This is a genomic window from Parabacteroides sp. ZJ-118, assembly GCF_011038785.1.
GTDB lineage: Bacteria > Bacteroidota > Bacteroidia > Bacteroidales > Tannerellaceae > Parabacteroides.
Genome location: NZ_JAAKDT010000019.1, coordinates 1 through 12,721 on the forward strand (window position 1 = coordinate 1; position 12,721 = coordinate 12,721).

The 12,721-nt window shown below is 46.9% G+C and carries 12 protein-coding genes; 3 read left to right on the top strand and 9 right to left on the bottom strand.

Annotated elements, in window-relative coordinates:
• Positions 1–27: 27 nt before the first annotated feature.
• Positions 28–159, top strand: a complete 132-nt coding sequence (locus G7Y39_RS13870; RefSeq protein WP_370520362.1) for a transposase domain-containing protein — start codon at positions 28–30, stop codon at positions 157–159.
• Positions 160–267: 108 nt separating this feature from the next.
• Here the strand turns inward: G7Y39_RS13870 and G7Y39_RS06670 are convergent, their stop codons facing one another.
• The 7 genes from G7Y39_RS06670 to G7Y39_RS06700 are packed head-to-tail and all read right to left on the bottom strand — an operon-like array spanning position 268 to position 7,785.
• On the bottom strand, positions 268–723 hold the full coding sequence (locus tag G7Y39_RS06670) for an ATPase (protein WP_165156285.1): 456 nt from the start codon (positions 721–723) through the stop codon (positions 268–270).
• Between the two features lie 54 nt (positions 724–777).
• Positions 778–2,598 (bottom strand): V-type ATP synthase subunit I, encoded by a 1,821-nt coding sequence (locus tag G7Y39_RS06675; RefSeq protein WP_165156287.1) that lies wholly within the window; start codon positions 2,596–2,598, stop codon positions 778–780.
• Entirely contained in the window at positions 2,595–3,218 is a 624-nt protein-coding gene (locus G7Y39_RS06680) for a V-type ATP synthase subunit D (RefSeq protein ID WP_165156289.1), read from the bottom strand. Before G7Y39_RS06680 ends, G7Y39_RS06675 begins: the two co-directional genes overlap by 4 nt.
• Positions 3,219–3,229: 11 nt before the next feature.
• Positions 3,230–4,546: a V-type ATP synthase subunit B gene (locus tag G7Y39_RS06685; protein WP_005857368.1), complete on the bottom strand. Its 1,317-nt coding sequence runs from the start codon at positions 4,544–4,546 to the stop codon at positions 3,230–3,232.
• A 7-nt stretch (positions 4,547–4,553) separates the two neighbouring features.
• The gene (locus tag G7Y39_RS06690) at positions 4,554–6,311 is read right to left on the bottom strand and encodes a V-type ATP synthase subunit A (protein WP_165156291.1); all 1,758 of its coding nucleotides are present in this window, start codon (positions 6,309–6,311) and stop codon (positions 4,554–4,556) included.
• Positions 6,312–6,314: 3 nt separating this feature from the next.
• Positions 6,315–7,193, bottom strand: a complete 879-nt coding sequence (locus tag G7Y39_RS06695) for a DUF2764 domain-containing protein (protein ID WP_165156293.1) — start codon at positions 7,191–7,193, stop codon at positions 6,315–6,317.
• 1 nt (position 7,194) lies between these two features.
• Positions 7,195–7,785, bottom strand: coding sequence for a hypothetical protein (locus tag G7Y39_RS06700; protein WP_165156295.1), 591 nt, complete (start codon positions 7,783–7,785; stop codon positions 7,195–7,197).
• Positions 7,786–7,984: 199 nt separating this feature from the next.
• Between G7Y39_RS06700 and G7Y39_RS06705 the strand changes: the two genes are divergently transcribed.
• Positions 7,985–8,491 (top strand): GNAT family N-acetyltransferase, encoded by a 507-nt coding sequence (locus G7Y39_RS06705; RefSeq protein ID WP_165156297.1) that lies wholly within the window; start codon positions 7,985–7,987, stop codon positions 8,489–8,491.
• 18 nt (positions 8,492–8,509) lie between these two features.
• Here G7Y39_RS06705 and G7Y39_RS06710 read toward each other — a convergent pair whose 3' ends face one another.
• Both G7Y39_RS06710 and G7Y39_RS06715 read right to left on the bottom strand, forming a co-directional pair.
• On the bottom strand, positions 8,510–9,493 hold the full coding sequence (locus tag G7Y39_RS06710; RefSeq protein WP_165156299.1) for a lytic transglycosylase domain-containing protein: 984 nt from the start codon (positions 9,491–9,493) through the stop codon (positions 8,510–8,512).
• A complete protein-coding gene (locus G7Y39_RS06715; RefSeq protein WP_165156301.1) occupies positions 9,468–10,811 on the bottom strand; it encodes a gliding motility-associated C-terminal domain-containing protein in 1,344 nt (447 codons plus the stop codon). The genes G7Y39_RS06710 and G7Y39_RS06715 overlap by 26 nt, the downstream gene beginning before the upstream one ends.
• A gap of 104 nt (positions 10,812–10,915) precedes the next feature.
• Between G7Y39_RS06715 and G7Y39_RS06720 the strand changes: the two genes are divergently transcribed.
• Positions 10,916–12,721, top strand: coding sequence for a LysM peptidoglycan-binding domain-containing protein (locus tag G7Y39_RS06720; RefSeq protein ID WP_165156303.1), 1,806 nt, complete (start codon positions 10,916–10,918; stop codon positions 12,719–12,721).

Below are 12,721 nucleotides of genomic sequence, written 5' to 3' on the forward strand. Positions count from 1 at the left end.
GAAGACAACGCCATCTTCTATACCTTTATGGTGTCCTGTGAAATCCTTGGCGTAAACCCTTTTCGCTGGCTGAAACACACGCTGGAGAATATAAGGCCGGACATGGAAGAACTTCAACTAACCGGTCTCCTCCCTTGCAACTTCGAAGACAAAATCTAAGCCTGACTTGAACTTAAAAAAACAAGTCGGACGGTTTCGGACGGATACAAAAAAGCCGCCCCGTGAATGTCCGGGACGGCCTCTATTATTATCCAAATGTTTGAATGATTACGCGACCGGAATCGTTCCGCCAATCAAGATCACTACCAACAAGGCCAAGATGGCATACAACTCGGGGAATACGGCCATCACCATCGTGGCACCGAATACGTTATGCCCGGCGCCTATGCCCGCGATACCATTCGCGCAAACCTGAGCCTGGCGGAGTGAGGAGTAAAAACCAGCGAAGCCTAACACTAAACCGGCGCCGAAAACAGCCGTAGCGGCCAACATGGAAATATCAGCGACCAAGAACTTCTGCATCATAAAGTAGCCCACGAATCCATACAAACCCTGCGAAGAAGGTAACGCGCTTAAAGCAATATACGTACCCAGAGCATCCGGATTTTTCTTCATCGCACCTACCACCGCATTACCTGCGATCGTAACACCATAACTACTGCCGATAAAAGTTAAACCTGTCATCAACGCGATACCTACATAAGCTAATAAAATTGGTTCCATAATAAAATGTGTTTTTAAATTATTCTTTTATTGTTTTGTTTTCTTGTTTAATTGTTATGCTTTTCTGAATGGCTCATAGGCCTTGCCTCCTCCCTCGAACTCCGCGTTCTTGTAATATTCCACGAAGATCAGACGAAGCGGGTGTACCAAAGAGCTGATCGTACAAAGAGCGATATTGATGGAGTGACCGGCTAACAGGATCAGCGACATGCAGATCGCACGTGCCACGATATTCATACCGTCTGTCATCGTAACCGCCAACGTATTGAATACGCCCCCCAGGATGGAACCGGTCAGACCGATGGCGAACAAACGAATGTATGATAACGTATCACCCAGCAATCCGGAAGCCATATTGTACGTGTTCCAAAGTCCGGTACCAAAATTCAGGAATAGGTTCTTGCCCGGTGTATTGTACAAATAAGCGACAACCAGACCCAGAATGGCGATTCCGTAACATACCGTAACGACAGCGGCCGGCAAGTGAACGTTCAACATCGGAAGTCCGAACGCCAATGCCAAGGATATGATCACGAACACCCAAGCGAACGGAGCGATACTGTGTTTCGTCCCTTTCTGTATCTTGATCTTGTAAGCGGCGACACATTTACCGAATAGGATCTGCACCAAACCGATGACAATGGAGAAGGTCATCAAGTTATCGCTATCCACAAAGTAGTTCTTGATCTTTGACAAGGCCGGGATATCCGCCAAAGCCACCCCGAAGAAAGATCCGGTGCAGGTTCCCACCAACAAGGCAGCGAAACCTAGATACTGGAACAAGGTCAAATAGGGCTTGAAATCCGGGTTCACCTTCTTCTTCAAGATCGTACAAGCGATCATGACCAACAAACCGTACCCGCCATCGCCGAAACAAAGCCCGAAGAACAGCATAAAGAACGGGGCGAACAACGGGGTCGGATCAAGTTCTCCATAATTGGGCAAGGAGAACATCTTCGTGATAGGTTCGTACAATTTACTGAATTTATCATTCCGTAACTTGATAGGCACCCTATCCCCCTCCTCGATCGCTAACCGCTGGAAGAAATAACCTTGTTTATCCAACTCCTGCTCCATGGCCGGAGCGTTTTCCGTCGGCACCCAACCTTCCAGCAACATGAGCTTGTCGCCCGCTTGCCGGTCTGTCTGCACCAACGCGTTAGAAAGGTTAAACTCGTCCTGCAGGCTCTTATCGAATTCCTCCAACGTTTTATAATCCTCCACGGCACGACGTTTCAGCTCATCCTCCACATCCCGGACATCCTTGGTACGCTGATCCAGACGGGCACGCAACTTCGCCACTCCTTGAACCGGCATCTTCGGACGTTCAGCGTCTATATCAATCAAGGTACCTTCCTGGGTGATCGTGATAAAATACGTTACCGATTGGAACTGATTGATCAGAATAGCGTTATACAGCACGCCCCATTCCGGATCGTACTTAGCGGTAGGACAGGTGAAGAACGTGACATCATATCCCGCTCTTTTCAGACGGTTGATATTCTGATAGCTGAACTCACCCCATAATTCCATATAAGCCAGATCCTTCTCGATCGCTTGCCTGGAAGCGATCAGTCGCGCCTTCTCCTCTTGCAATTCCTCGATCTTACGCACCAACTTCAGACCTTCCTCTTTCGTCAGCTCACGAGCCGGAGCGAACGTAACCTCTTTCTCCGCCGCATGGAGATTCCTAAAGTAGCGCATCAGCGCATTGACCCGTTTACGTTCAGCCAGAAGCCCTTGCAGCCTCTCGTTATCCATCGCGGAGTTTGTCTCCTTGATATGGACAACACCTAAGTCGCGAAGCGTGGAAAGGAACGTATCATATTCCTTATGGTACACCATAAAGGCATATTTACTCATCTTTACTATCATACCTCGGCCTCCTCTTTTTCTTCTTTTGCCTTACGTTTCTCCTGATTGGCTCTCATGATCTTCTGTGAAGACTTAGAAAGACTCTCCTCGTCTTCCATAAACCGTTTCACTTTACGGATCGCATCCTTATAGCCCGGAATCTGTACCTTCTCAAACAGGTTCACCTTCTGAGTGGTCTTTTTCCTGGCATGCTCCAACAACTCCAGCTTCATGCCCGAGAACTCCGCCTCGATACCGGTACGAGCCAGCTTTTTCAGCAACTCGATGCCGTCCGTATACCATGCGGGGGCATTAAAGAGACTATAGTGTCCGATCTCGAACTTGATCTCGTCCAACAACGGGACGACCACGCCGGCGATCTTCTTCGTGGAGAGCGTCACGTCCTTCACGGAGATCAACTCCGGATTGAACTCGTTCCACAAAGCCACCATATTCTCATAACTCTGAATCTCTTGCTCTAGCTGAAGTTCCAATTTATTCACTTCGTCCTTGGTCCGCTTCACCTCGATACGCAGGGCGCTCTCCTTGCTCTTGATCGTAGGCAGGGAGCGTTCACGCATCTTCAGTTGCTTTTCCAATTGCTGAAGAGAGGTTTTATTGTATTGAAACTTTATTGCCATGTTTATTTAATTTACTTCCAGTACTTATCCACCAATCCTTGTTTGATATTTACCTCTTCCGGGCTGAAATATCTAGCGAACAATCCCCAAGCTACGTCCAGCATCTCCGTCGTATCCAAGTTTACGTCGATAGCCAACAGCTTGGAAGAATAATCTTTGGCGAAAGACAAGGTACGGTTGTCGTAGTCGGTCAAGTCGAAGCCGTTCTCCAACTTGGTCTTAGCGTTAGCGGCATCGGCATACAAACGTACGGCGGCGTTCATTACCTGCGGATGATCCTCACGGGTCTTCTTCCCGGTTACCAGCTGTTTCAAACGAGACAAGCTTCGGAACGGATCGACGATTACCTTACCCACATCGCTATCACGACGCAAATACAACTGACCTTCCGTGATATAACCCGTATTATCAGGTACGGCATGCGTGATATCACCGCCGGATAAAGTCGTTACGGCGATAATCGTGATGGAACCTCCCGCCGGGAATTGAACGGCTTTCTCGTAAATCTTTGCCAAGTCCGAGTACAAGGAACCTGGCATAGAGTCCTTAGACGGAATCTGATCCATACGGTTTGACACGATCGCCAAGGCATCGGCATAATTGGTCATATCGGTAAGCAGCACCAAGACCTTCTCGTTCTTCTCCACGGCGAAATACTCAGCGGCGCTCAACGCCATATCCGGGATCAAGATACGCTCTACGGACGGATCCTCGGTCGTATTGATAAAACTAACGATACGATCTAGGGCACCAGCGTTACTAAATGTATTCTTAAAAAACAGGTAGTCGTCGTTCGTCATACCCATACCTCCCAAGATAATCTTATCGGACTTCGCGCGCAAGGCTACCATCGCCATAACTTGATTGAAAGGCTGGTCGGGGTCGGCGAAGAACGGGATCTTCTGACCGGTTACCAAGGTGTTATTCAAGTCGATACCGGCGATACCCGTAGCGATCAATTCGGAGGGTTGCTTACGACGTACCGGGTTCACGGACGGACCACCGATCTCGACCTCACGTCCCTCGGGTATCGGGCCGCCATCGATAGGCTCGCCATAAGCGTTGAAGAAACGTCCGGCCAACTGGTCGCCTACTTTCAAAGAAGGAGCCTTCCCCATGAATACCACCTCGGCATTCGTACGGATACCTTCCGTTCCGGAGAATACCTGCAACGTCACCTCGTCGCCGATAATCTTTACCACCTGAGCCAGCTTTCCGTCTACAGAGGCCAACTCATCATACCCAACTCCCGTCGCTTTCAGCGAACAGGTAGCTTTTGTGATCTGGGTAATCTTCGTATATATTTTTTGAAATGCTTTTGTTGCCATAACTCTTTTAATTTTCGATTCTCTCCTTCAAAAGTTCATCCAGTTCCGTATTAAACCGCTTGAATGAGTCACTCTCATATTCCGAATAGTTCATCTGCTTAAAGATGTTGATCATCTTCTTGAAGTAGTCCATAACCTCGAGGAAGGTATCAAACTTAAACTCTGAACGGCAAACGTTCACGACCCTATCCAGCATGAATTCCTGGCGTCGCAACGGAGTAACCGCGTCGATGGCATCGAAAGCGTCCTGTTGCAAGATCACGAAGTCGATCAACTCGGACTTCCAGAATGTAACGTGATACTCAACAGGCACACCATCATCACCCAAGATATTGATTTGTTCGGAGATCTCCTTACCACGCAACATACGGGTCTTGATCTCGTTTACTTTCTCGATCCATTCCGGGGAGATATGTTTAGCGATGTATTCCTGAAACTCGGGATACTCGATATACTTGGAATAGCTATCGATCGGGTTTACGGCCGGATAACGTTTACGGTCGGCACGCTCCTGCTCCAAGGCATAGAAACAACGGGCTACCTTCTTCGTATTCTCGGTCACCGGCTCCTTCAGGTTACCACCGGCCGGCGATACCGTACCGATGAAAGTAACAGAACCTGTAGCGTTGTTATTCAAATGAACGAATCCCGCACGGGCGTAGAAGTTCGCCACGATAGCGGACAAGTCCATCGGGAAAGCATCCGGTCCGGGCAACTCCTCCAAACGGTTGGACATCTCACGCAAGGCCTGTGCCCAACGGGAAGTGGAATCGGCCATCAACAAAACCTTCAAGCCCATGCCGCGATAATACTCGGCGATGGTCATCGCCGTATATACGGATGCCTCACGGGCGGCTACCGGCATGTTGGAAGTATTGGCGATAATGATCGTACGTTCCATCAATTTTCGTCCCGTATGCGGGTCTACCAATTCCGGGAACTCCGTAAATACCTCCACGACCTCATTCGCACGCTCGCCGCAGGCGGCGATAATCACTATATCCGCTTCCGCTTGCTTGGAGATCGCGTGCTGAAGCACCGTCTTGCCCGTACCGAACGGACCGGGAATAAACCCTGTACCACCCTCAACAATCGGGTTCACGGTATCGATCGTACGGACGCCCGTCTCCAGTAATTTGAATGGACGGGGCTTTTCCTTATAACAAGTGATGGCTTTCTTTACCGGCCATTTCTGGATCATCGTCACGTTTACGTCCGTGCCATTCTCGTCCGTAAGGACAGCCATCGTATCATTGATGGTATAGGATCCGGCCGGAGCCACCGATTTCACGGTATAGGACCCCTCGAACTTAAAGGGGACCATAATCTTATGCGGTTGGAAATTCTCGTCCACCTCTCCCAGCCAATCACCGGCGCTCACGGTATCGCCCGCTTTAGCCAGAGGCTTGAAATCCCACTTCTTATCATTGTCCAACGCAAACGTATAATCGCCACGCTTCAAGAATACACCTTCCATCTTGTCCAAGTCGTTCTGCAAACCATCATAGTTGCGGGACAACATGCCCGGACCCAGCGTAACTTCCAACATATGCCCTTGGAATTCTGCCTCGTCGCCGACACGCATACCGCGTGTGCTCTCGAATACTTGTACAAAGGCATTCTTTCCTATTACCTTGATTACTTCCGACATCAGCTTCACGCCTCCGACTGAAATGTAACAGATCTCATTCTGAGAAACCGGACCATCCACCTCTACGGTTACTAGGTTGGATACGATTCCCTTTACAATTCCTTTCGTAGCCATAATTTATTTTATATTGTTTCTTTTAAATTCTTCCAACGCACTCTCACTACCCATCTTCATGGCGCCTACCAATTCACGGAAAGTCTTCTCGCCTCTCGCCTTATCCAAGGTTACCCAGCGCTCTATCATCTCCAATTTCAATAAATAAGCGAATACACTCTCTATATCAAACGTCTTGAAGAAGGTATTATCGTCAAGCCATTTCCATTTCAAGAGATCGATTTTCTTCTCACGAACGATCAGATCGGTCTCCTCGGCAATGCGTTGCAACTCGGGCAAATATTCCACGGAATCGCCCAAGCCGAAATCACGGGCGTTCGAAGTGCGGATATTTTCCGCTATCTCATTATGCCCCACGATATAATCGGCCTTATCAAGGCCATATTTACGGCAAGTGATCGCGGTAAGAACATTGTTGATATTCAAGTTAAGCTCGAACCAATCGCCCACGAACTTATTCCCACATTTCATGGCATATGCATAATATAACGCTGCCAAGCGATCTTCCCAGGATATATACTCTCTCTCATTCTTGGTGTCCTTGACCTCTTCGGCCAGATACAGTTCAAGGAAATCCACGAAATAAGGCGGGAGATTATCATTCTTGGGAATTTTTTCCTCATCCTTCAACGCTTTATACAAAGTATTGAACTCATGATACGTTATTCTTCCTCTCTGATCCGGACCGGAGTCCGATCTTTTAGCGTAGGCCAGCAGATTTATATTATCATATTTCAAATAAAATAAATCAATCAGCTTTTTATCCTTGGAAGATAGCATATCCTCTATCTCCATCCGGAACTCAGAGACCGAATAGGCTAGTTTGCTATCATCCAACGCTATGTTAGGAAGCCCGGAGATTAAGTAGTAATACTTGCTCATATCAGAACAGCATTTCTACTAATTGCGGACGCAAGAACTCTTTAAAGAACTCGATGAACTCGTCTTCGCCAAATGTCACTTTATACGAGCCATCCGCCGGGATAATAGAGAAAGACGCTTTCTTCCCGCTTACCTTTTCGATCTTATACCCTTTCTCTAGCAAACCTTTGGCATTGGCCTCAAAATACGCTTTCAAGCCATCGGAATCAGAAGCTTGGATAGTCAAGAACTCATTAGCGGGCCAGCTTTTCACAAGCTCAAGGATCACTTTCCGCATATACGCAGGATCCATCAACGCCGCTTTCACATTCGAACTAGCGATATCACCGGTGATAAGGTTTGTCACCTCGCTCTTTAATGCCTCGACAGACTGGGCAGCGAACAATTTCAATTCGGCTTCCGTATTCTTTTTCAACTCGGCGGCTTGTTTCTCGGCAGCCGCTACGATGCGTTTCGCTTCCGCTTCCGCTTCCTTAAGAATCGTATCCTTTTGAGCATTGGCCTCGGCGACTATACGTCCCGCTTCTTCGTTCCCCTTCTCTACACCTTCCTTGTAGATCTTGTCTGTTAGTTCCTGAATCTTTGTATCCATTTCCTATTATGTATTTGAATTGTGTTTCCCAATAGTAAACGCCCACAAAGTTATTATTTTCCGTGGATTAACCTAAAAACAAGTGTGAAATCAAGCTAAAAAATAACACGAATCAAATAAAATGCTATTTACATTCGCCGATATTGTATTTTTGTTCGTCTATTTGTACCTTTGTAAGTTTTAAAAATACAGGATTAACATGTTTACGATTCGAAAAGCGACTGTTGATGATCGTTCTCTCATACACGACCTTGCCTCGCGCGTCTGGGAGAACACGTATGGAAAGATTCTTTCTAAAGGGCAATTGGATTACATGTTCGACATGATGTACGCTCCGGATAACATTCTTAAACAAATGGAAGAGCTACATCATCAATATTTTATCATATTGGCGGACAATATGCCGGCAGGCTATTTATCCATAGAGAAAACAGGTGAAAACACATACAATTTTCAAAAGATCTATTCCTTACCGGAAATGCATGGCACGGGAATCGGACGTTTTATCATCGAACAAGGTATAGACTATTTGAAGGAGATACACCCCGGACCTTTCACCATAGAGTTATACGTAAACCGTTACAACCCCGCTGTAGGCTTCTACAAGCACATGGGATTACAGGAAATAGGCACACGAGACCATCCCATAGGAAATGGCTATTTCATGAACGATTATATCATGGGCATGGAAGTGGAGAATAAATAGTATCCATCAGAAACCGGATCAATTCTCCGACACGACCCAAGCCGAATCGTATACTTCCGTATTCGGGGTCTTGTAATACATGTCCTTTTTTTGAGGAATACTTAATTTATAGGTCTTTCCTCCTGTCACCAACTTTCGATCACGGAGCCAAGGATTAAAACGTTTCAAGTCCGCGTAAGTGATCCCGTGCTCTTTGGCGAAAGCCGACAGATTCTGTATATCTTGGCTTACGGCCACGTCTGCGGTAGGGATCGGCTTATACAGGTCGCGGGCACGAAGCACAAAACCGTACTTCGACGGATTCTCGAAAATTTGCTTGATCGCCATGATTCGATAAATATAACGGGTGGTCTCTTCCACCAACCAGAGATCGAAGGAGGAATCCGCGTCTTGTTTGACCAGTTCACCGGAGATACGTCCCATGCCGCCATTATAAGAAGCGGCTACCGCTGCCCAGTCTCCATATTTCTTATAGGCGGCTTTCAAATAACGGCAAGCGGCCCCGGTCGCTTTCTCTACATGGCAACGCTCGTCGACCGTCGGGGTAATTGTCAAACCATATTCCCTTGCCGTACCCTCCAGTAATTGCCACATCCCGACAGCACGGGCTGGAGAAGATACACGGGGATCCAAATGGCTTTCTATCACCGCTAGATATTTGAAGTCATCGGGGATGCCGTTCGCTCTCAGGATTGGCTCGATTACCGGGAAATAACGGTTCGCCCGCTTGATCAGAAGCATCGTCGTAGAATGGAAATATGTAAAGCTGCTCAATTCACGGTCGTAGGCTTCCCGCATGTCATAGCGGGTGATATCAATTTGTTTCCCGCAAAAAGGGACCGAGGTCGGAATGTCCGGCGACAGGGTCATGGATGAGACAACCGGACGGCTCTCTATCACTTTCTCTACGTCATTCGAGCCCATCGAGATACACGCGGTCAAGCAAACAACGCCTCCGCATAAAAAACTAGCTACATTATTCCTGGATATTCTCATTTTCATCTTGAATTGTTTTCGGTCTAAGAATGTTTATATCACCTTTTTTCTTGTACTTAATACCATCGGAACCTTCGGCTTCTATCACATAAAAATACACACCAGGCTGAACGTATTTACCGCCCTTCTTTCCATCCCATCCTTGGGCCGGATCTGTCCAGTGATACATCTGTAGGCCCCAGCGATTAAATATCCATGCCTTAAATTTCACCAACGACTTATAGGCTACCCGGAACTCGTCATTAATTCCGGGCGTGGTACCCGGAGAGAACGCGTTCGGTATCATCAGATAAGACTCTGAGATATCAATCTGGACCTCATCTTCCGTGCGGCAAGTAGTGCTTTGGTCGCTTACTTCCAACTTGATGATAAAAGTTCCGGATTGGTTGAATGTATAATCCACCTCCTCACCCGTAAAACGGACTACTGGGTTATCTTCTTCCCCTTGCCGATAGATTTTCCAATTAAACAGGGCGGCTGTCGGCGTATTTGCGACAGCCGAGAATTGAACCGTGGCGGGAGCGCAATAACCGCTCTTCGTCGTATTCATATTCGGGGCCTCTTGCTCAATCAGCGACGTATCAATATGGGCATCCACAGCGGCAGCCTGATATTCATCGATACAAAGCGTCATCTCCTTTCCAAAATGGCGGGCGAAATAATCGCCTTTCACACAGATCTCCGTATCACACCAAGGAGCGGGAATGGATTTAGCGAACAAGTCACCCTCGATAACCGCCATCTCTTGTTTAGAGGTATATTCTTTCCTATCCGGATTATATTCCAATGTATTATAAATAACATCAAATTGGCGAGACAGTTCACGTCTTGTGCCCGTATTCGGCCAATAATAATAAATGGGCTGGATCGTACCTGTGCCTGCCAAGACCAATCCGCTACAAGGGTCACTGTTATCGGAGACATACAGGTTGGATATGTTTAACGTGTATTTACTATAATCGACGATCCAGACGTAACGAGATACGGCCCCTTCCTCGACAAAATAGCCATATCCTTCCTCGACATCCCGAATGGTAGAAGTAGTTCCATTTTGGGTGGAAGCTACTTTCTCTGCCTCCAATCGCTTGGTTTTATAACGGTACCATTGATGCGAGGAAGAAGAGGATGAAGTATAACGAATCGTTACGTTATCCATTCCATACACCAAATAAACCTCAAGTCGCTCGGCGGAATCGCCGGAACTCTGCTTAGCTTTCATCGGGCTACCACTTCCCCCCGTCACCACATATTGGGCATACGAGACAGCCGCTACAAACACGAAACTTAGCGATAGCAATATCTTCCTTAATTCCTTCTTTAGCATATATAGTCTGAAAATTACGGTTCCAAAATTAGGGAAATAAAAGGACATACGTAGCATGATAAGCAAAATTCACTATCTTTGTCAAAAAATACTCCGGACAGCAAATGAATAAGATCAGTATATACGCATTGACGTTCTTTTTAAGTTTATCGAGCGTAATTTATTCCCAAAAGGATAATAAGCAGGTTATTTTTACTGACGAACAAGGAAGCGAACTATTTTATCATACCATCGAACGCGGACAAACCGTATATGCCATAGCGACCATGTATGGCGTAAGCGTAGAGGATATTTACCGGCTGAATCCGGAAAGCAAAGAAGGGATCAAGGCCGGTTCCACGTTAAGAATCCCGCAGAAGGATTCCGCTATCACACCTTCCGGCAAAACAGATAACTATACGTACCATACGATCCAGCCGAAAGAGACCTTGTACTCTTTATCCATCAAATATTCAGTACCCGCCACGGATATTATCGCCGCCAATCCGGGCCTCTCCACATCAACATTCACGGCTGGCAGGAATATCCGGATTCCACCGACACGACTGAAGACCTTGCCTACTACGGAAAAAAAGACCGTACAAAAGGAAATGGAGTATACCATACAGAAAAAAGAGACCCTGTATCGTATCTGCCGGAAATTCGATATCTCCAGCGTGGAGCTTTTGAGACTCAACCCTGAGCTGAGAAATGGCGTGAAAGCAGGCATGGTTATCAGGATACCGGTGGCCCGTGAAGAGATGATCACCCCAGATAAGAGACAGCCGGAAGAGCGTGAGGTAAACGCCCTCCTCTCTACGCCTAAAGATATAAAGAGGGTGAACCGTATCCAAGTCGCCTTATTGTTGCCGTTCATGACGAATGAGACGACGCAATCATCCGCGACCTCTCGTTTCGTGGAATATTACGAGGGATTACTATTGGCGATCGACAGCTTGCGAAACATGGAAACCTCTATCGAGCTATCGGTATATGATACCGGGAACGGCACGAAGAAAGTCAAGGAGATATTGAAAGAAGATGCGTTATCAAACGCTAACTTGATCATCGGCGCCGTACAGAACGACCAAATCGGATTGATCGCGGATTTTGCCCAAAAGCACACTATCAAATACGTGATCCCCTTTACCTCCAAGAATGATGATGTCTTATCAAACGCGAATGTTTATCAAGTGAACACGCCTCATTCCTACCTATACTCCAAGGCGGCACAAGCGGGGTGTGATTTGTTCTCGGATTACAACATCATACTTGTCAATATAAAAGATAAAGAAGAGAAGCCGGAATTTATCAAAGCTTTCAAAACGGAGATGCAGCAGCGCGATATCCCGTTCAAGGAAGTGACTTATAAGGGGGATACTTTCGCCGCGGATATGGAGACAGTCCTGGTAAGGGACAAGCGGAATGTGGTATTGCCGACCTCCGCTTCCTTAGACGCGGTGAATAAGATCAAGGCGCCGCTCCGTATGCTTTCCGAGTTGAGAGAGGAGGAGAAAGAACCTTATACGGTCAACCTGTTCGGTTATCCGGAATGGCAGACGTATACAAGAGAGTGTCTGGAGGATTTCTACGCGTTAAACACCTATATCTATAGTAATTTCTACGCGGACAACTTATCTCCGGAAGTCCATGGTTTTTATTCCGATTATAAAAACTGGTACAGCAAGAATTTAATCAACACATTCCCGAAATATGGGATCCTAGGCTTCGACACGGGTATGTATTTCCTGGGCGCCATCCATAAATACGGTTCCAACTTCGAGAATAACCTAGACAAGATCCATTATAAGAGCATCCAGACCGGATTCGATTTCCATAGGGTGAATAACTGGGGTGGCTTTATCAATACGAACTTATTTATTGTACATTACAAGAGTGATTATACGGTAACCCGCAGTGAGGTAAGATGA